The sequence below is a fragment of the Arenibacter echinorum genome (assembly GCF_003259375.1).
Lineage (GTDB): Bacteria > Bacteroidota > Bacteroidia > Flavobacteriales > Flavobacteriaceae > Arenibacter > Arenibacter echinorum.
This window is the reverse complement of sequence record NZ_QLLN01000004.1, coordinates 36,113-57,642: the sequence shown is the minus strand read 5'-3', so window position 1 is coordinate 57,642 and position 21,530 is coordinate 36,113. Positions and strand designations below refer to the sequence as shown.

Annotated in this window: 14 protein-coding genes and 1 pseudogene; 14 read left to right on the top strand and 1 reads right to left on the bottom strand. The window is 41.3% G+C overall.

The genetic code is table 11. The features are described from left to right. The first annotated feature begins 111 nt into the window (after positions 1-111). From LV92_RS10775 to LV92_RS10735, 9 genes are all read left to right on the top strand, one after another. Positions 112-1,440: a c-type cytochrome gene (locus tag LV92_RS10775; protein WP_111623679.1), complete on the top strand. Its 1,329-nt coding sequence runs from the start codon at positions 112-114 to the stop codon at positions 1,438-1,440. Positions 1,441-1,475: 35 nt separating this feature from the next. Further along, positions 1,476-4,595 carry a TAT-variant-translocated molybdopterin oxidoreductase gene (locus LV92_RS10770; RefSeq protein ID WP_111623678.1) on the top strand — a complete coding sequence of 1,040 codons (3,120 nt, stop codon included), beginning with the start codon at positions 1,476-1,478 and terminating at the stop codon, positions 4,593-4,595. Positions 4,596-4,629: 34 nt separating this feature from the next. After that, the gene (nrfD, locus tag LV92_RS10765) at positions 4,630-6,378 is read left to right on the top strand and encodes an NrfD/PsrC family molybdoenzyme membrane anchor subunit (RefSeq protein WP_111623677.1); all 1,749 of its coding nucleotides are present in this window, start codon (positions 4,630-4,632) and stop codon (positions 6,376-6,378) included. A gap of 2 nt (positions 6,379-6,380) precedes the next feature. Then, positions 6,381-6,902, top strand: a complete 522-nt coding sequence (locus LV92_RS10760; protein ID WP_111623676.1) for a DUF3341 domain-containing protein — start codon at positions 6,381-6,383, stop codon at positions 6,900-6,902. 11 nt (positions 6,903-6,913) lie between these two features. Beyond that, a complete protein-coding gene (locus LV92_RS10755) occupies positions 6,914-7,474 on the top strand; it encodes a c-type cytochrome (RefSeq protein WP_111623675.1) in 561 nt (186 codons plus the stop codon). A gap of 18 nt (positions 7,475-7,492) precedes the next feature. Continuing rightward, on the top strand, positions 7,493-8,806 hold the full coding sequence (locus LV92_RS10750; RefSeq protein WP_111623674.1) for a quinol:cytochrome C oxidoreductase: 1,314 nt from the start codon (positions 7,493-7,495) through the stop codon (positions 8,804-8,806). Positions 8,807-8,840: 34 nt separating this feature from the next. Continuing rightward, positions 8,841-9,899, top strand: a complete 1,059-nt coding sequence (locus LV92_RS10745; protein ID WP_111623673.1) for a cytochrome c oxidase subunit II — start codon at positions 8,841-8,843, stop codon at positions 9,897-9,899. Between the two features lie 43 nt (positions 9,900-9,942). Then, entirely contained in the window at positions 9,943-11,763 is a 1,821-nt protein-coding gene (locus LV92_RS10740) for a cytochrome c oxidase subunit I (RefSeq protein ID WP_111623672.1), read from the top strand. 199 nt (positions 11,764-11,962) lie between these two features. Further along, positions 11,963-12,787, top strand: a complete 825-nt coding sequence (locus LV92_RS10735; RefSeq protein ID WP_170126309.1) for a GIN domain-containing protein — start codon at positions 11,963-11,965, stop codon at positions 12,785-12,787. Here LV92_RS10735 and LV92_RS10730 read toward each other — a convergent pair. Beyond that, positions 12,784-15,048, bottom strand: coding sequence for an acyl-CoA dehydrogenase family protein (locus LV92_RS10730; protein ID WP_111623670.1), 2,265 nt, complete (start codon positions 15,046-15,048; stop codon positions 12,784-12,786). The two genes, LV92_RS10735 and LV92_RS10730, sit on opposite strands and share 4 nt — an antisense overlap. A gap of 151 nt (positions 15,049-15,199) precedes the next feature. Here LV92_RS10730 and ruvB point away from each other — a divergent pair, with 151 nt between their 5' ends. From ruvB to LV92_RS10705, 5 genes and pseudogenes are all read left to right on the top strand, one after another. Beyond that, complete coding sequence (ruvB, locus tag LV92_RS10725) at positions 15,200-16,222, top strand: Holliday junction branch migration DNA helicase RuvB (protein ID WP_111623669.1); 1,023 nt, start codon at positions 15,200-15,202, stop codon at positions 16,220-16,222. A 56-nt stretch (positions 16,223-16,278) separates the two neighbouring features. Continuing rightward, complete coding sequence (locus tag LV92_RS10720) at positions 16,279-17,601, top strand: cytochrome P450 (RefSeq protein ID WP_245946346.1); 1,323 nt, start codon at positions 16,279-16,281, stop codon at positions 17,599-17,601. Between the two features lie 4 nt (positions 17,602-17,605). After that, the gene (gene queG / locus LV92_RS10715; protein WP_111623667.1) at positions 17,606-18,526 is read left to right on the top strand and encodes a tRNA epoxyqueuosine(34) reductase QueG; all 921 of its coding nucleotides are present in this window, start codon (positions 17,606-17,608) and stop codon (positions 18,524-18,526) included. A gap of 78 nt (positions 18,527-18,604) precedes the next feature. Next, positions 18,605-18,721 (top strand): annotated as a pseudogene (locus tag LV92_RS21985) (tRNA epoxyqueuosine(34) reductase QueG); the annotation flags it as partial. Positions 18,722-19,183: 462 nt separating this feature from the next. Continuing rightward, positions 19,184-21,478 (top strand): NADP-dependent malic enzyme, encoded by a 2,295-nt coding sequence (locus LV92_RS10705; RefSeq protein WP_111623666.1) that lies wholly within the window; start codon positions 19,184-19,186, stop codon positions 21,476-21,478. Positions 21,479-21,530 lie beyond the last annotated feature (52 nt).

Here is a 21,530-nt window from a genome sequence, read left to right as displayed (position 1 = left end):
CCAAAATAAAGTCTAATGCGTATTTTTGCCATCAATTTGAGCATGGTCAATCTATTTATTATTGTGAATGTATAAATATCATGCCAAACTTTCGATAGAAATATTTTTAATATGAAAAAGGTTCCATACCGCAATCTAATTTCTAAAGTTTTAGGTGTCAGTCTGGTAGTAGTATTACTGCTTTCAAATTCCCTTCTTGCTCAAGAATCTGCAGCGACCCCTTCGGGTGAAGGTGATGCTGCTAAGGGTAAACAGTTGTTTAACCAGAATTGTGCCGCGTGTCATGCTTTGAACAAAAAGATGACCGGTCCGGCCTTGGCAGGGGTCTCTGAAAAGTATGATAAGGAGTGGCTTTATCAGTGGGTAAAGAACAGTCCTGCAATGATCAAAGCCGGGGATGCAGATGCCTTGAAAATTTACAATGAGTATAACCAGGCGGCAATGACACCTTTCCCGTTGTTGTCCAATCAGGATATTGATGATATCTTGGCCTACACCGATGCTCCTCCCGTAGTAGCTGTGGCTCCTGTTGCAGTTGCCGATGGTGCCCAAGGTGGTGGAGGTTCCTCTGGTATCTCCAATGAGATTATATTGGGTGCGCTGGCCTTGGTTTTTGCCCTATTGGTGATGATGTTGGTTTTGGTGAACAAAACCTTAAGACGTATTGCGGAGGCTAACGGAGTGGTTTTGGAAAAGGAATTGGCGGAGAAAAGGTTGCCAATTTGGAAAGCTTTCGCCCAAAATCAATTTTTGGTTCTAGTGTTTTCTATTTTTCTTTTGTTGAGCGCTGCCTATTTTGCATATGGTTGGCTGATGCAGGTTGGCGTTGATCAGGGATATGCCCCTATTCAGCCTATTCACTATTCCCATAAAATTCACGCTGGAGATAATGCAATAGAATGTAAATATTGTCACTCTTCTGCCAGGGTTTCCAAAACTTCTGGAATACCATCTTTAAATGTGTGTATGAATTGTCATAAGTCCATATATGAATACAAAGGAAATCCAGAAGGTCCAAGTCAGGAAGATTTAGCAAATGGTTATACCAATGAATTCTATACCGGTGAAATTAAAAAATTGTACAAGGCAGTAGGATGGGATGAGGAAAATCAAAAATATACTGGGGAATCCAAGCCGGTAGAATGGGTGAGAATCCATAATTTACCTGACTTTGCTTACTTCAATCACTCCCAGCACGTTTCGGTTGCGGGAATTGAGTGCCAGACTTGTCATGGTCCTGTTCAGGAAATGGAAATTATGAGTCAATATGCTCCTTTGACCATGGGATGGTGTATAAATTGTCACCGTGAAACAAATGTTAAGGTGGAGGGCAATGAGTATTATGAAAAGATTCATGCTGAGCTTTCCCAAAAATATGGGGTAGACAAACTTACGGCCGCTCAGATGGGTGGATTGGAATGTGGTAAGTGTCACTATTAATCAAACTAACTAGAAGATAATTTCAGATATATAATATGTCATCAAACAAAAAATACTGGAAAAGCGAGGCGGAATTAAACCCCAACGATTCCATTGTTGAGACGCTAAGACAAAATGAATTTGTTCAAGAGATTCCTGTAGATGATTTCTTGGGTGATAAAGAAACATTGGCGGCATCTTCGACCAACAGAAGGGATTTTCTTAAGTACGTCGGATTCAGTACTGCTGCGGCTTCATTGGCAGCATGTGAAGGTCCGGTGATAAAATCTATTCCCTATGTGGTGAAACCGGACAATATTATTCCCGGGGTGGCCAATTTTTATGCCACTACCATTGCGAATGGTTTTGATTTTGCCAGTATTTTGGTAAAAACCCGCGAGGGTAGACCTATTAAGATTGAAAATAATACCGATGCGAAAATTGGCGGAAGTGCCAATGCGCGTGTTCAAGCTTCTGTACTGTCATTGTATGATAGTACCCGTTTGCAAGGGCCTACCTTTAATGGGGAGCCTATCGCTTGGAGCGATTTGGATGCGGCGGTAAAATCTAAATTGGGGTCTTTAAAAGATTCAACTAAAAAAATTGCGATATTATCGCAAACATATGCAAGTCCTTCTACTTCTAGATTGATTGCGGAATTCAAGGAGGTATACGGAAATGTGGATCATGTTACTTATGATGCCATATCCGAGGATGCAGCGCTTTCTGCTTTTGAAGCCAAATATGGTGAAAGGGCGTTGGCGGATTACAATTTTGAGAATGCCGAGATCATTGTTTCCTTCGGTGCCGATTTCTTAGGGGACTGGCAGGGTGGAGGATATGATAGTGGATACTCCAAGGGTAGGATTCCTGTAAATGGAAAAATGTCCAAGCACGTACAGTTCGAGGCCAATATGTCCTTGACCGGTGCCAATGCTGATAAAAGGGTTCCTTTGACCCCATCCGAGCAGAAAGTGGCCTTGGCCTATTTCTACGGAAAACTTAATGGTACTGCCGGTAGCGGTAATCTTCCTGAAAGCGCAAAAGCTGCATTGGATGCGGTAGCGGCCCAGGTGCTAAAGAATAAATCCAATGCCGTTGTTGTTACGGGAATAGAGGATGTTAATGCCCAAGCGGTTGTTTTGGCCATTAATGAAATGTTGGGAAGCAAGGCGTTTGATGCTGCAGCTCCCAAGTATGTAAGGCAGGGTAATGTTAAGGCGATTAATGCCTTGTTGGCCGATATGAAATCAGGTAAGGTGGGTGCTTTGTTTATGGACGGGGTTAACCCGGCCTATTCGCTGCCAAATGCTGTTGATTTTGTTGAGGGGATCAAGAATGTTGATTTAACAGTGGCCTTCTCAACCAATATAAATGAGACTACAGAATTGGTGCAGTATGTGGGTGCTTCAAACCATTATTTGGAATCTTGGGGAGATGCCCAATTAAAGAAAGGGCATTTTAGCCTTATGCAACCAACCATAAAGGAATTGTTCGATACCAGGCAGATCCAGACGGCTATGTTGAAATGGTTGGATAGTGATAAAACATATTACGATTATATAAAAGAAACTTGGAACGCCGGAATATTGGCAGGTAGTGACTGGAGTCAGGCATTGCACGATGGTGTTTTTGTTGCTGTTCCGGTAGCGGAAGAAGCAGTTACTGTTGCTGCTGCTCCTGTTGTAGCGGAAGAAGCGGAAATGACCGCCGAAGTTCCATTGGCTTCTGCAATTAGAAGCTTATCCGGTGCTACGGCAGAAGGTATGGAACTTACTTTGTATTCCAAAGTGGGCATGGGTGACGGACAGCAGGCAAGTAATCCTTGGTTACAAGAGTTTCCTGATCCGATTACCAGAGTTTCCTGGGATAATTACGTAACCGTTTCCAAAGTCGATGCAGAGAAATTGGCATTGGTCAATGAAAATGTGGCAGATGGTGGTTTAAACGGTAGTTATGTAAAACTTACTGTTGATGGTGTTGCCATTGATGGTGTTCCTGTTATTGTACAGCCTGGTCAGGCTCCAGGTACTTTGGGGCTTTCTTTTGGGTACGGGAAAACCGTGGGAATGAAAAGTGAAATGCAAACTGGGGTTAATGCCTATGCGTTGTATAAGGATTTCTCCAACGTCCAATCGGTAAGCATAGAAAAGTCTGCAGGAATGCATGAGTTTGCTTGTGTGCAATTGCACAAGACTTTAATGGGTAGGGGAGATATTATTAAGGAAACTACCTTAGAGATATTTAATACAAAAGATGCCAAGGAATGGAATGTTGTTCCTGTAGTGTCATTGGATCATCAGGAAGTTCCTGCTACTACGGTAGATTTATGGGATAGTTTTGACCGATCAATAGGACATCATTTTAATTTGTCCATAGATTTGAATGCCTGTACTGGTTGTGGCGCTTGTGTTATAGCATGTCATGCTGAAAACAACGTGCCGGTTGTAGGGAAGGCTGAAGTAAGAAAATCAAGGGATATGCACTGGTTGCGTATCGATAGGTATTACAGCTCGGAAGATACTTTTGCGCAAGATGATACCAAGAAAGAAGAATTCGATGGCCTGTTCGGGGATAAGGGGTCCTTGGGTGGATTTGGTGAAATGGAAGACCCATCAGCCAATCCTCAAGTGGCGTTCCAGCCTGTAATGTGTCAGCACTGTAACCATGCACCATGTGAGACTGTTTGTCCAGTTGCGGCAACTTCACACGGACGTCAGGGTCAAAATCATATGGCTTATAACAGATGTGTTGGAACTAGGTACTGTGCCAACAACTGTCCATATAAAGTGAGACGATTCAACTGGTTCTTGTATAATGAAAACGATGAGTTTGATTATCACATGAACAATGACCTAGGTAAGATGGTCATCAATCCAGATGTTACCGTTAGGTCTAGAGGTGTTATGGAAAAATGCTCTATGTGTATCCAAAAGACCCAGAAGACAATTTTAGATGCCAAAAGGGATGGCCGTGTTGTTAAGGATGGAGAGTTTCAGACCGCCTGTTCTGCAGCATGTAGCAATGGTGCTATGAAGTTCGGGGATGTAAATGATGCCGAGAGTGAAATTGTGAAATTAAAGGAAAGTAACCGTATGTATCACTTGTTGGAAAGTGTTGGAACAAAACCAAATGTCTTTTATCACGTAAAAGTGAGAAATACAAACGAAGCTTAATCAAAATTAAAGGAACGTAACTATATATTAAATTATGGCGTCGCATTACGAAGCACCTATACGAAAACCCTTAGTACTCGGAAATAAAGGATACCACGATGTAACCGTGGACATTGCTGCTCCGGTTGAAGGGAAGGCCAATAAGCATTGGTGGATTGTATTTTCCATTGCATTAGCGGCATTCCTATGGGGTGTTGGCTGTATAATTTACACGGTATCCACAGGTATCGGTACATGGGGATTAAATAAAACAGTAGGCTGGGCCTGGGATATTACCAACTTCGTTTGGTGGGTAGGTATAGGTCACGCTGGAACCTTGATCTCCGCGGTACTATTATTGTTTAGGCAGAAATGGAGAATGGCTATTAACCGTTCTGCTGAGGCGATGACCATTTTCTCGGTTGTTCAGGCAGGATTGTTCCCCATTATCCACATGGGTCGTCCATGGTTGGCTTATTGGGTATTGCCTATCCCGAACCAGTTTGGATCGCTTTGGGTGAACTTTAATTCGCCATTGCTTTGGGACGTATTTGCTATATCAACCTACCTTTCTGTGTCTCTGGTATTCTGGTGGACAGGTTTGTTGCCGGATTTTGCAATGATACGGGATAGGGCGGTTAGGCCTTTCCAAAAGAAGATATACAGTTTAATAAGTTTTGGATGGACAGGGCGAGCCAAAGATTGGCAGCGTTTTGAGGAAGTTTCCTTGGTCTTGGCTGGTTTGGCCACACCTTTGGTACTTTCTGTGCATACCATTGTATCCTTTGACTTTGCCACTTCGGTAATACCTGGATGGCATACTACCATCTTTCCACCTTACTTCGTTGCTGGGGCTATTTTTTCTGGTTTCGCCATGGTGAACACCTTGTTGATCATTATGAGGAAAGTGTGTCATTTGGAGGCTTATATTACGGTGCAGCATATAGAGTTGATGAACATAGTAATTATGTTAACGGGTTCTATTGTGGGCTGTGCCTATATTACGGAGTTGTTCATGGCTTGGTATTCCGGTGTGGAGTACGAGCAATATGCATTCCTGAACAGGGCTACAGGTCCTTACTGGTGGGCATATTGGGCAATGATGACATGTAATGTGTTCTCGCCACAATTTATGTGGTTCAAAAAGCTTAGGACAAGCATTATGTTTTCTTTCTTTATCTCTATTGTGGTAAACATAGGGATGTGGTTCGAGCGATTTGTTATTATCGTAACTTCATTGCACAGGGATTACCTTCCATCTTCATGGACCATGTTCTCCCCAACATTTGTGGATATAGGAATTTTCATCGGAACTATAGGATTCTTCTTCGTACTGTTTTTGTTGTACGCCAGAACATTCCCGGTTATTGCTCAGGCAGAGGTGAAGTCTATTTTAAAATCTTCAGGGGAGAAGTACAAGAAATTGAGGGATGCAGGCAAGCCTTTGTACGAAATATCGAAAAGTAAAATAGTTGTAAAGGAAAAGGAACCTATCACTGATGATGTGTTGATGGGGGAAGTTGTTCCAAAGAAAGGTGACAAATTAGGGGTTTCTGAACTATTGGGCACTATAGGTACATTTGATGCTACCAAGGAGACAGCAGATGACCTGAAGAAAATTAAAGGAATTGGGCCTCAAATGGAAGCTACCTTGAATCAAATAGGAATATATACATTCGCTCAGGTTGGTCGTATGACCAATAAAGAGTATGATCTGTTGGATTCCATTACGGAATCGTTCCCTGGTAGGGCACAAAGAGATGATTGGGCAGGACAAGCAAAGATTTTAAATAATAAGAAATAATTATGGCGTCGAAAGTTATACATGCTTTTTATAATGATGACGATGTGCTAATGCATGCTGTTAAAAAGGTAAAAGCGGCAAAGCATCATATTGAAGAAGTTTATTGTCCTTTTCCGGTGCATGGTTTGGACAAAGCAATGGGGCTGGCCCCAACTAGGATTGCAATAACGTCCTTTATGTATGGCTGTGTTGGTCTTGCAGTGGCAATCGTAATGATGAATTATATTATGATCCAGGATTGGCCTCAGGATATTGGCGGTAAGCCTAGTTTTAGCTATTTGGAGAACATGCCGGCTTTTGTGCCTATCATGTTTGAGCTAACGGTTTTTTTCGCGGCGCATTTAATGGTAATAACTTTCTACCTTAGAAGTAGGTTATGGCCTTTTAAAGAAGCTGAAAATCCTGATGTAAGAACAACAGATGATCATTTTTTAATGGAAATCGAAATTCATGATAACGAACAGGAATTGAAGGATTTGTTGATGGATACGGGAGCAGTCGAAATTAATATTACAGAAAAGTAGTCATAGATATTATGAACAGTTTTAGCAAAATAGGAGTCTTGTTTGGTTTGGTATTATTAGTTGCTTCTTGTGCAAACACAAATAGCAGAAACTATCAATACATGCCCAATATGTATGAGTCCGTAGGTTATGAGACCTATCAGAAAGTGGATTTTCTTCCAGATGGGATGGAAGCTGGACTTCCGGCCGAAAATACCGTAGCAAGGGGTTGGATACCTTACGGAATTGAAAATACCATGGAGGGAAAGGAATTGGCAAGAGTTAATCCAAGTCCGTTGGACTCTTTAAAGCAAGAGGCCAATTTAGCTGTGGGTAAAGAACTATATACTATTTATTGTGCAATTTGTCACGGTGATAAGGGAGACGGACAAGGTAACTTGGTGAAAAGGGAAAAGATATTGGGTGTGCCCAGTTATGCTGATATAGCTAGAAACATAACTGTCGGAACTTCATATCATGCCATCTATTACGGATTGAATTCTATGGGGTCCTATGCAGGGCAATTGGATACTGAAGAGCGTTGGAAGGTTTCTGAATACGTAATGAAATTGAAACAAGATTTAACAAAATAAGACCTAGATATTAGCAATATGTACACTTTTTCAAATAGATTAAAAATTGCTTCCTTCATTTTAATGGCTGTAGGCGTTTTGGGAATTGGTATCGGTTTTATGGCTGCGCCAAGCACTGTAGAGGAGGCAAAGGCAATTGTTGCCGGACACGGTGACGGTCATGGGGATGCCCATGCTGTTGCGGAGAGTCATGGTGACGAAATGGGACATGGGGACGCACATGATGCATCACATGATGAACATCTATTGCACCAGTTGCAAAACAAACCATGGGCAGCATTATATGTAGCAGCTTTCTTCTTTTTCATGATAGCCTTGGGAGTATTGGCGTTTTACGCTATTCAACGTGCAGCACAAGCTGGTTGGTCGCCATTGCTTTTTAGGGTAATGGAGGGGATTACGGCTTATTTGGTACCAGGTGGTATCGTTGTATTTGTAATATTGGCCTTATCGGTAGCCCATATGAATCACTTGTTCGTGTGGATGGACCCTGAAGTGGTTGCACATGATGCCCTTTTACAAGGGAAAGCAGGTTTTCTTAATGGTACTTTTTTCCTGATCAGGGCTGCGGTCTTCTTGGGAGGCTGGATCTTATATAGGGAGTATTCCCGCAAGTTGTCCTTGGCTCAGGATGAATCCAATGATGACTCTAATTTTAAACTGAATTTTAGGATTTCTGCGGCATTTTTGGTATTCTATTTAATATCTGAATCCATGATGTCTTGGGATTGGATCATGAGTGTTGACCCACATTGGTTCAGTACCTTGTTCGGATGGTATATCTTTGCAAGTATGTTTGTATCGGGTATTACTGTTATTGCAATGGTAACAATTTATCTCAAGTCTAGGGGCTACTTGCCAGATGTTAACGATAGCCATATTCATGATTTGGCTAAATTTATGTTCGGGATCAGTATTTTCTGGACCTATTTATGGTTCTCCCAGTTTATGCTGATATGGTATTCCAATATTCCTGAAGAGGTAACCTATTATGTTACCAGGATAGCAGATTTCAATCTGCCATTTTTTGGAATGGTGGCCATGAACTTTGTGTTCCCGGTACTTTTGCTTATGAATAGCGATTTTAAAAGGGTTAATTGGTTTGTTATCATGACCGGGATAGTCATATTGGCCGGACATTATATGGATATTTTTGTAGCCATAATGCCATCTACCGTTGGGGATCAATGGTTTATTGGTATCCCTGAAATTGGATCTATTTTGTTCTTTGCAGGATTGTTTATCTTTTTTGTATTCAGGGCGTTGACCAAGGCTCCGTTGCAGCCAAAGCGCAATCCGTTTATCGAAGAGAGTAAGCATTTTCATTATTAGTATTTAGTATATAAGTATAATTTCAAATCATACGATGACTCCATTATTGACCATAGTTGTTTTAGTATTAGTGGCAATTGCAATCTGGCAAATGACCAAGATATTCGAATTGTCACAAATCAGAGCTAGCAATTCCCAAGTAGCCAGTGAAACGGATAATAAATACAATGGGTATTTGATGTTCGCTTTTTTGATTTTCCTTTATGGAATTACCATTTTTAGCTTCTGGAAATATACCAAGGTGCTTTTGCCCGAAGCTGCTTCCGAGCATGGCGGAGGGTATGATTCTTTGATGGTGTTGTCTTTTGTTATTATCTTTATAGTACAAACTTTGACGCAGTTTTTGTTGCACTACTTCGCTTTTAAATATAGGGGAGACAGGGAAAGGAAGGCTTTGTTCTTTGCGGATAATGATCGTTTGGAATTCATATGGACCATTATTCCTGTAATTGTTTTGGCAGGATTAATTTTGTGGGGATTATATGCATGGACCAATATTATGGATATCAATGACGAGGACGACCCTTTAACTGTTGAGCTTTATGCCCAGCAATTTAATTGGACTGCCAGATATGCCGGTAATGATAATGTTTTGGGTGATGCCAACGTTAGAATGATCGACATTGACAATGCAAATGTCTTAGGATTGGACAACTCTGATCCGAATGCGGCCGATGATATTATTGTTAAGGAACTGCACTTGCCCGTAGGGCGCAAGGTTAATTTTAAAATGAGATCGCAGGATGTGCTGCACTCTGCTTATATGCCGCATTTTAGAGCTCAGATGAACTGTGTGCCTGGTATGATTACCCAATTTTCGTTTACTCCAACCATTACCACAGCGGAAATGAGACAAAATCCAGATGTAGTGGATAAGGTAAAACGTATTAATGGAATAAGGGCTGAAAAGGCCGCCAAAGGATTGGACAATTCCGATCCTTGGGAATTTGATTATATCCTGTTGTGTAATAAGATATGCGGAAAGTCCCATTATAATATGCAAATGAAAATTATTGTTGAAACTGAAGAGGAATATAATGCTTGGATTGCAAGTCAACAGACTTTTGGTAAGTCAATGGCTTCGGCACAATAATTTAGTCTTTAAAATAACTTTATAAAAATTTAAAAATAGAACTATGTCTGTAACAGCTCACGCACACGTAGAAGACCATTCAGATGACCACGGACATCATCACAAAGAAACTTTTGTGACGAAGTATATTTTTAGTCAAGATCATAAAATGATTTCCAAGCAGTATTTAATTACTGGACTTATTATGGGATTCATTGGTATTTTGATGTCACTGTTGTTTAGAATGCAATTGGCATGGCCAGGAGAATCTTTTGCGATTTTTGAATTTATTTTGGGTAAATGGGCACCTGGAGGAGTAATGGATGCAGATGTTTACTTGGCATTGGTAACCATCCATGGTACTATCATGGTATTCTTTGTTCTAACGGCAGGCTTGAGTGGTACCTTTAGTAACTTATTGATTCCACTTCAAATTGGGGCTAGGGATATGGCATCTGGATTTCTGAACATGGTTTCATATTGGTTATTCTTTTTGTCCTCCGTAATTATGCTTTCTTCCTTGTTTTTAGAGGCAGGACCGGCTGCTGCTGGATGGACGGTGTACCCTCCGCTTAGTGCGTTACCAATGGCACAACCTGGTTCAGGGATGGGTATGACACTCTGGTTGGTAGCTATGGCAATATTTATTGCATCTTCCTTATTAGGGTCGTTGAACTATATTGTTACCGTAATTAATCTTAGGACCAAGGGAATGTCTATGACTAGACTACCTTTGACCATTTGGGCGTTCTTTGTTACTGCAATTATAGGTGTGATTTCTTTCCCGGTATTATTATCAGCTGCTTTGCTTTTGATCATGGATAGAAGCTTTGGTACTTCCTTTTTCTTATCGGATATTTTTATCCAAGGAGAGGTATTGCATTATCAAGGTGGTTCTCCAGTATTATATGAGCATTTATTCTGGTTTTTAGGACACCCTGAGGTGTATATCGTAATCTTGCCTGCTATGGGTATGGTTTCGGAGATCATGGCGGTAAATTCCCGTAAACCTATTTTTGGATATAGGGCAATGATTGCCTCCATCTTGGCAATTGCATTCCTGTCTACAATTGTTTGGGGTCACCATATGTTTATTTCGGGTATGAATCCTTTCTTGGGATCTGTATTTACTTTCACCACATTATTGATCGCTATACCATCAGCTGTGAAGGCATTTAACTGGATTACTACTTTGTGGAAAGGTAACCTTCAGTTAAACCCTGGAATGCTATTTTCCATAGGTATGGTTTCAACTTTTATTTCTGGTGGATTAACTGGAATTATTCTTGGGGACAGTACCTTGGATATTAATGTACACGATACTTATTTTGTTATAGCCCACTTCCACTTGGTAATGGGTATATCGGCACTTTACGGGCTGTTTGCAGGTGTTTATCACTGGTTCCCTAAGATGTTCGGTAAAATGATGAATAAGAACTTGGGTTACGTACATTTTTGGATTACTGCCGTCTGTTCTTATGGTGTTTTCTTCCCGATGCATTTTGTTGGAATGGCCGGGGTTCCACGTAGGTATTACGAGAATACAGCTTTTCCAATGTTTGATGACTTAACCGATATCCAGGTGTTAATGACGGTTTTTGCCCTTATTGCAGCTGGAGCTCAATTAATATTTGCCTTCAACTTTATTAGAAGTATTTTCTACGGAAGTAAGGCTGTTCAGAATCCTTGGAAAGCAACTAGTTTGGAATGGACTACCCCAGTAGAGCATATTCACGGCAACTGGCCTGGAGCAATTCCAGAAGTACATAGATGGCCATACGATTATAGTAAAACCGATGACAACGGAGAATATATAATTCCAGGACAGGATTTTGTGCCTCAAACCATGCCACTTTACGAGGGCGAGGAGGAGATGCAGCATTAACGATTGGAAATCAACAAATTTTAAAAGTCCATCCCTAAGATGGACTTTTTTTGTACCTTCCATTTACATATAGGAAATCCGTGGAACCATAGGGTGTTGCAGGCTATATGAATTAATTGCAAATTTGTGGAAATCCAATATCGAGGGGCTAACGCATTTTTTTAGATAAAGATCTATTATGTATTATAAATCATTAGAAGTGAGACACATACTTTTATTTTTCATGTTATTGGTTGGCTGTATGGTCTTTTCCCAGCGTAAACCCAAAATTAAAGGCAATAGAAATGTGATAGAGGTGAGGGAGACCCTGCCGCCTTTTAATGCCATTCAGTTGGATGATGATCTGGATATCAACATACAGGCCGCCACATCGGGGGAGTATATAATAGAAGCTGACGATAATTTAATCGATATTCTAAAATTTAAGGTGGAGAATGAAACACTTATCATTAGTTCTTATTATAGGGTTACCTCCAAGAAAAAACTGAACATTACCGTTAATTTTAATGAATTGTTCCTTATCAATGCCAATGATGGGAATATTGTGGCCAAGAACCGTTTTTCTACCGAGTTCCTAGAGGTAAATACCAGAGGGTCCGGTAGGGTGGAAATAGATGTGGATGCCGATGCAATGCAAATAACAATGAACGATAATAGTAGAGGCAATTTTAAGGTAGATAGTGATACCTTAAATATTCGCTTGGCAGAAAAGGCGGATTTAAGATTGTTTGGGGTTATGGAGAATACCGTTTTGGATATGCAACGTAATTCCAAGGCCGATTTGGAAGGTTTTACCGATGTTTTTCAGTTCCTGTTATTGGACGCTTCCGACCTAAAGGCTAAAAGATTGGAAGCCAATTCGGTCGAAGCAAATTTGGAAGGTAGCTCTTCTGCTGAAGTCTTGTCAACAGCAACAGTAGACCTCAATTCCAAAGGGTCATCCAAGACCTATGTATATGGTGATAGCAAAATTAATCTGCTGGAATTCCTTGATACTTCAGAGCTATATCGGCGAAAAAATTAACGACTAATCGGCGCTGTTAAACAGTGGTCCGGAATCCCAAAACCATCTACCAAAACCTCTATATGCGGTCTAAACTCTGTGCTTAAACGCTCCACTCGCTGTCGTATGGCTTTGGATTTGGTACCTCCCAAATAACCCTGTTCCAAATACCATGAGGCATCTTCCCTAATTTCGGATAATGCAAAGAGGCATCCAAGTTTTTGAAAGAGTTCTTGGTTCTTCTTGTCTTCTATGGTTTCTGTAAACTGTAAATAGGTATTATAGGCCAATTCACAACTGTAGGCTTTTCCCAAGGCTATTAAATGAGTTTGTACTTTTAAGAAGGCCTGATATGTAGGGACCCCTTTTTTGATATAGTCCCTGATGCGCATAGCGGCAGAATAGGTTAACCTTCTAGTCCTGTAGTCAAAGGCATGTTGGTGGAACTTAGGATTGTATAAATGCTCCTTATCTACCTTGTTGGCGTATAAGGGATTTATAGTTACCAATTTGTCGCTGATTTGGGTGCCTAACAGTTTAAATACTGCCGAAAATCCGGCGCTGTTGAATTCCGTATTAAAATCGGACATAATTCCTTTGGCGGCCAATTGTAATAGTACCGTGTTGTCCCCTTCAAAGGTGGTAAATATATCCACATCGCCCTTTAGGTCGGCAATTCTATTTTCCAATAGGTAGCCCTTACCTCCGCAGGCTTCACGACATTCCTGAATGGTTTCGTTCGCGAACCAGGTTATAATTGCCTTTAATCCGGCTACCTGGGTTTCTATTTTTCGTTTATCCGTTATACTGTCGTCACTATAGATTTTCATCAAAGAATCCAAGGTTACCTGGTATACGTAACATTTGGCAATGGCGGGGGTAAGCCGCAGTTGATGCGATGGGTAATCCATGATCAAATCCTCTTGGATTTTTAGGTTGTCATTGAATTGCCTTCTTTGCAGGGCATATTTCACTGCAATGGCAAGGGACATTTTTGCCCCGCTCAAAGCTCCTTTGGCCACGCAAATCCGCCCTCCGACCAAAGTGCCGAGCATGGTAAAAAAGCGCTTATTTGGGTTTTTTATGTCGGAGTAATAGGTGCCATCAGATTTAATATCCCCGTATTTATTTAAAAGATTCTCCCGTGGTACCTTAACTTGGTCAAACCAAATTTTACCATTGTCTACCCCGTTGAGCCCTAATTTGTAGCCATTATCTTCGATACGCACGCCCGGCATAAGACGATTTTCACTATCCCTTAATGGCACTAAAATGGCATGTACACCGTGATTTTTGCCATCAACGATCAGTTGGGCAAATACCGAGGCCATTGTACCGTGCAGTGCATTTCCTATATATTCCTTGTTGTCGTTCTTTCCCGGGGTATGAATGGTAATGTTGTCCTGTTCCTTGTTGTAGGTAGCGGTTGTTTTTATACCCCTTACATTGGATCCGTGACCCGTTTCGGTCATGGCGAAACATCCAAGTAATTTGGCTTCCCCAATAGCGGTTAAATAGCGGTCATGGTGTTTTTTGGTTCCCAGCTTCTGTATGCTGCCGCCAAAAAGCCCAAATTGCACCCCAAATTTCACAGTGAGGCTTCCGTCCACATACATCAGATTTTCAAAAATGGTGGCATACAAAGACATATTGCCTGTTCCCCCGTAAGCTTCGGGGTATGCCATGGCACCATATCCTGTCTTGGCCAAATATTGCACTTGGGACAGTACTTTTTTTCTAAATTCCTCCTTGTTCTGAATTATTTCCCAAGAAAAAATGGAAGCGCTTAGGGCATCCCTAAATTCATCTATTTCACGGTGGTAAGTACCTTTGAATATTTGGTCAATTTCCTTAGGGTCGTAGAAATGCGACGTTTTTTCCAAAACAACTTCCACTTCGAACAAATGGTGGTAATGGTTGGGTTGTATCCCTAGGTTTATTTCAATGGCCGATAAATTCTCATTGAAAATATGCTCCGAACCGTTTTGTGATATCAATTTCTTGCTAAAAGAAGTTAAAGGATGGTTGTCGCTTTCTACCAATTTGATGCCGGAATTGGAAATGGCCCGTTGCCAGGATTTTATTTCCGTATCCAAAGGTGGCTGCGCTGTGTTGAGCCAACTATTCAGGGTTTCCCTGTCTTTTTTAGAAAGGTTTTGGTCCTCGTCGATTATTTTTTTTACAACGGCAATCTCTGAAAGGGTCAAAAGATCATCGGACCAAATAACAAAAAAGAAAGGTATGTACTGTAGAATACTGGGTGGATATGTTGTCTTTATCATAATATGAATTTACATTATTTTTATTTTAATTTCTATCTATCAGACAGGATTAGGAAAATTTTGGGATTGTTCCTAAGTGGTTATAATAGTGTGGCCCTTATGTACGGTTTCCTTAAAAAACTATCCTAATTTCCATTATCTTTGTTGGAGTATGAATGAGAACCTAGATCCCACAGCCAGTAATTTTTCTAACGAGGAATTCGATATTGAAAGGGCCTTGCGCCCTATTTCCTTTGATGATTTTACCGGGCAGGAACAAGTATTGGAAAACCTTAAGATATTTGTTCAGGCAGCTAATTTAAGGGGCGAAGCCCTGGACCACACTTTGTTCCATGGCCCTCCAGGTCTTGGTAAAACTACTTTGGCCCATATCCTGGCCAATGAATTGGGGGTAGGTATTAAAATGACTTCGGGCCCTGTATTGGATAAACCAGGGGACTTGGCGGGCCTTCTGACCAACCTGGACGAAAGGGATGTGCTGTTTATTGATGAGATCCACAGATTAAGTCCTATAGTGGAGGAATATTTATATTCTGCCATGGAGGATTATAAGATAGATATTATGATTGAATCGGGGCCCAATGCCCGTTCGGTGCAGATCAATTTAAACCCCTTTACCTTGATCGGAGCCACAACCCGCTCTGGTTTGTTAACGGCTCCCATGAGGGCCCGTTTTGGGATTCAAAGCAGATTACAGTACTATTCCACGGAACTTCTTTCTACCATAGTAGAGCGTAGCGCCGAAATATTAAAGACTCCGATCACCCAACAGGCCGCCATTGAAATAGCTGGTAGAAGCAGGGGTACTCCTAGAATATGCAATGCCTTATTAAGGCGGGTCCGGGATTTTGCCCAAATAAAAGGGAATGGAAAGATCGATATAGAAATTTCACAGTTTGGATTGAAGGCTCTGAATGTGGATGCCCACGGATTGGATGAAATGGATAATAAGATATTGACAACTATTATAGACAAGTTTAAAGGTGGCCCTGTGGGGATAAGCACTTTGGCTACTGCCGTCTCTGAAAGTGCAGAAACCATAGAGGAGGTTTATGAACCTTTCTTGATCCAGCAAGGATTTATTATGAGGACCCCCAGGGGTAGGGAGGTTACGGAATTGGCCTACAGGCATTTGGGGAGGATTAAGGGCAATATTCAGGGTGGACTTTTTTGATGTTGTCATATGCCAAGGTTTTATGCTACAAGAAACCACTCTTTTAAATAATCAATTTGAAGTTAGTATCAAGATTTCAGGTCTTAAAAAATGCTAGGAGAATCCTAAAAAATCCCTTGCCTTTTCATCATGAAAATTTTGAGGCATACGGTGATTGTTTTAAAGTACAATTAAGTTCCAAGGAAATAGTTCTTTTTACCAGAAGCCCCGGCCTAATAAAGCACATACTTCAGAAACAGCATAGGAAATACGAAAAATCCCCTCTGCAAACAGTGGATTTGGCCAAGTATATAGGTCATGGTATTTTAACTTCCAGTGGTGAGCATTGGCGCACACATAGAAGAATGGTGCAGCCCGCTTTTCATAAGAAAAAACTCCAAAATTTAATGGGGGTCATGAGGGAGGCCATATTGCTGGAACTGGAACGAATAGAACCTGGTAAGGAGCAGGACGTTTTTCCGCTCATGGGCGATCTAGCATTTCAGGTTGTTGCCAAATCCCTTTTTAGTAGTTCGGATATTCGCGAAAGGATGTCGCGACTCCAACATATTACCGAGGCCAATCAGCGCATGTTGATTAAAGAAATGAGGCAACCATATCTAAAATGGTGGTATAGGCTCAGTGGTAAAATTGATAAGCACTTGAAAATGTCCGCGGAAGGCAAGAGGCTGCTTCTGGATATTGTTGACGAGCGGAGGAGATCTGGATTGGAAAAAGATGATTTGTTGGATATGCTTCTTAGGGCACGATATGAGGATGGCTCCCCAATGCCAGACGGGCAACTGTTGGATGAAGTGATGATTCTTTTTATAGCAGGTCATGAAACCACGGCCAACGCACTTAGTTTCACCCTGTTTCTTTTGGCCAAAAACCCGGCAATTCAAAACCATGTTTATGAGGAAGTATCCAAGGTAAATCTGGAGGATAGCTCTGCTGATTTGATGCAAGGGGTAATGCAGCTTCAATTTGTTAAACAATGTCTGGAGGAGGCCCTAAGGTTGTATCCGCCAGCTTATGTAATAGATAGGGTGGCCATCGAAGATGATACCTTTGAAGATATTTCGCTCCCAAAGGGCACCATGGTGCTGATGTCCATTTACGAATTGCACCGCTATAGCCATTTTTGGAATATGCCACTGGAATTTGACCCCAGTAGGTTTAAGGAAGCGGACAAAAAGGATTCTGGGGACTATTATTATCCATTTGGGGCAGGTCCCAGAATGTGCGTGGGCAACAATTTTGCCATGTATGAAATGATCATTGCAATAGCTGAAATTGTCAAGAAATATAGTATATCCAGCACTTTGCAAAACATAGAGATCAATCCTTTGATTTCACTTAAGCCAAAGAGTGTACCTTTACTGTTTACCGAAAGATAATTTTTTGAAGAACACGCATAAACATACCCAACTTATAAAAACTCAAGCCAAACGCCTCGGGTTTTTGTCGTGCGGTATTTCCAAGGCCGAATTTTTGGAGGAGGAGGCCCCCAGGTTGGAAAATTGGCTCAATAAGAACATGCATGGGGAAATGGGCTATATGGAAAATCATTTCGATATGCGTTTGGACCCCACTAAATTGGTAGAAGGTTCTAAATCGGTAATTTCCCTTCTGCTTAATTACTTTCCTGAGGAAAGTCAAAACGAAAACACCTTCAAGATATCAAAATATGCCTATGGGCAGGATTACCACCATGTCATTAAATCCAAACTAAAGGAACTTCAAAATTTTATTTCGGAAGAGATTGGAGAGGTGAGCGGCAGGGCTTTTGTGGATTCCGCCCCTGTCCTGGATAAGGCATGGGCCGCAAAAAGCGGATTGGGCTGGATTGGGAAACACAGTAATCTATTGACGCAACAAGTAGGATCTTTTTATTTTATAGCCGAACTTATCGTGGACTTGGAACTGGAGTATGACCATAGGGTAACCGATCATTGCGGTACCTGCACTGCCTGTATCGACGCTTGTCCCACGCAGGCCATTATAGAACCCTATGTGGTAGACGGTAGCAAGTGTATTTCTTACCTTACTATCGAATTAAAGAATGAAATTCCTACAGACTTTAAGGGTAAAATGGATGATTGGATGTTTGGCTGTGATGTATGCCAGGATGTATGCCCTTGGAACCGCTTTTCCAAACCCCATCGCGAACCCTTATTTAACCCTAATCCCGAATTACTGTCCATGACCAAAAAGGATTGGGACGAAATTACAGAAGATGTTTTTAAGAAGGTGTTCCAGAAGTCTGCCGTAAAACGAACTAAATTTTCCGGTTTAAAACGAAACATTGAGTTTTTGAAGTAGGACGGAAGTTTATTTTTTTAGGACCCATTATCGTTATCGGAACTTATCCCCCTCCTTGGGAGGGGTCAGGGGAGGTCGACCAAAAAGGAATGGGAGGAAATTACGGAGGATGTCTTTAAGAAGGTGTTCCGGAAGTCTGCCGTAAAGCGCACCAAATTCTCCACTTTAAAACGAAACATTGAGTTTTTGAAGTAGGACGGAAGTTCAATTTTTTTAGGACCCATTATCGTTATCGGAACTTACCCCCCTCCTTGGGAGGGGTCAGGGGAGGTCGACCAAAAAGGAATTGGAGGAAATTACGGAGGATGTCTTTAAGAAGGTGTTCCAGAAGTCTGCCGTAAAACGCACCTAATTTTCCGGTTTAAAGAGGAATGTTGATTTTTTGATGTAATACTGGGGTGTAATAGTGACTGGATTAATATCGCTTTGCGAAACTAGCCCCCTTCTTGGGAAAGCCTGTCCCGCTTAGGGGAAGGGGCGATTTGCTAAGTTTACTGTCTTTGAGTAATTTCGGTAACGGTTTTAAATTGTTGGAAATAGGCAATGGTTTTTTTTAAAAAATTAATTGAATCGTTGTATTTTAAATCTAGCGTGATTACGTTTTAAATCCTATTATTTAAAGAATACTGTTAACTTTGTTTTTTTAATATAGAATATATGAGCAAGCAAAAGACCAGAAGGGAAGCATTAGTATATCATGCCAAACCTCAACCGGGGAAAATAAAAATAGTGCCTACAAAACCCTATGCTACTCAAAGGGATTTAGGTCTTGCATATTCTCCTGGAGTGGCAGAGCCCTGTCTGGAAATTGCAAAGGATAAGGACAATGTATATAAGTATACGGCCAAGGGAAATATAGTGGCGGTAATATCCAACGGAACCGCAGTCTTAGGATTGGGGAATATTGGTCCGGAGGCTTCCAAGCCAGTGATGGAAGGAAAATGCTTGTTGTTCAAGATTTTTGCTGACATTGACGGAATCGATATTGAATTGGATACCACCGATGTTGAAAAATTTATAGAAACAGTTAAGATAATAGCTCCAACTTTCGGAGGTATAAATTTAGAGGATATAAAGGCTCCTGAAGCTTTTGAAATTGAAAGACGACTAAAGGAGGAATTGGATATTCCGGTAATGCACGACGATCAACACGGAACGGCTATTATTTCAGCCGCTGCCCTATTGAACGCTTTGGTAATTACCAAGAAAAAAATAAGTGATGTTCGTATTGTGATAAGTGGAGCAGGTGCTGCTGCTGTTTCCTGCACCCGCTTGTACAAGGCATTTGGGGCAAGTGACAAAAATATAGTAATGTTGGATAGCAAAGGGGTGATTCGTAGTGATCGCGATACCCTATCGGCAGAAAAATTGGAGTTTGCCACGGATAGAAAAATTGACACTTTGGAAGAGGCCATGAAAGACGCCGATGTCTTTATCGGCCTTTCCGTAAAAGATATCGTTTCTGCGGAAATGCTATTATCCATGGCAAAGGATCCCATAGTGTTTGCTATGGCCAATCCAGATCCGGAAATAGATTATAACCTGGCCATAAAAACCAGAAAGGATATCATCATGGCAACAGGTAGGTCCGACCATCCTAACCAGGTGAACAACGTCTTGGGATTTCCGTTTATTTTCAGAGGGGCATTGGATGTCAGGGCCACCAAGATAAATGAAGCTATGAAAATGGCTGCCGTGAAGGCTTTGGCCGAGCTTACCAAAGAGCCAGTTCCGGAACAGGTGAATATTGCCTACGGACAAACCAGGTTGACCTTTGGGCGGGATTATATAATTCCAAAACCCTTTGATCCCAGATTGATTTCTGAAATTCCACCTGCCGTTGCAAAGGCGGCCATGGAAAGTGGTGTGGCCAAAATGCCAATTGATGATTGGGATAAATATAGGGAGGAATTATTGCAGCGCTCTGGGAACGATAATAAAATAGTTCGTTTGCTACACGATCGTGCAAGAATGAACCCTAAAAAAATTGTTTACGCAGAGGCAGATCATTTGGATGTACTAAAAGCAGCCCAAATTGCATATGAGGAAGGGTTGGCAACACCAATTTTATTGGGGAATAAAGTAGTTATTTCGGAATTGATGAAGGAACTGGAATTCGACGCCGATATTCTAGTTATAGATTCCCATGCCGATGAAGCCAATGATAAAAGAAACCATTATGCTGCCAAATATTTTGAAAATAGGCAGCGTAGTGGGGTAAGTCTGTTCGGTGCCCGTGCAAAGATGAAGGAACGAAATTATTTTGCAGCAATGATGGTTTTGGAGGGCGATGCGGATGGTATGATTTCCGGATATTCCAGGGCATACCCAACTGTAGTAAAGCCGGTATTCGAGGTAATAGGAAGGGCTGCAAACGTTAAAAAGGTGTCTACTGTTAACATTATGATCACCGAAAGGGGACCGTTATTTTTGGCGGATACCTCTATCAATATAGATCCCAATGCAGAGGAAATTGCCGAAATTGCAAAAATGACGGCAAATGTGGCTACCACCTTTGGTTTTAGTCCTGTTATGGCCTTGTTGTCCTATGCCAATTTTGGGTCTTCAACCCATCCACGGGCTACCAAAGTAAAGGAAGCTGTAAAAATATTGCATGCTACCAACCCGGAATTGGTAGTGGATGGAGAGTTGCAAATCGATTTTGCTTTGAACAAAGAATTGCACCAGGGTAAATTTCCCTTTTCCAAATTGGCCGGTAAAAAAGTAAATACACTTATATTTCCAAATTTGGAGTCGGCCAACATAACATATAAGTTATTGAAGGAATTGAACCAGGCAGATTCCATTGGTCCTATCATGGTAGGTTTAAGACGTTCCGTACACATTCTTCAGTTGGGGGCCAGTGTGGACGAAATGGTCAATATGACTGCCGTGGCCGTTATTGACGCCCAAGAAAGGGAGAAGAGAAAATTGGCAAAAACGCAAAAATAATATTCTAAATAATTCTAGTTTCAAGACGGCTTGAAACATGAAACCAGTAAAA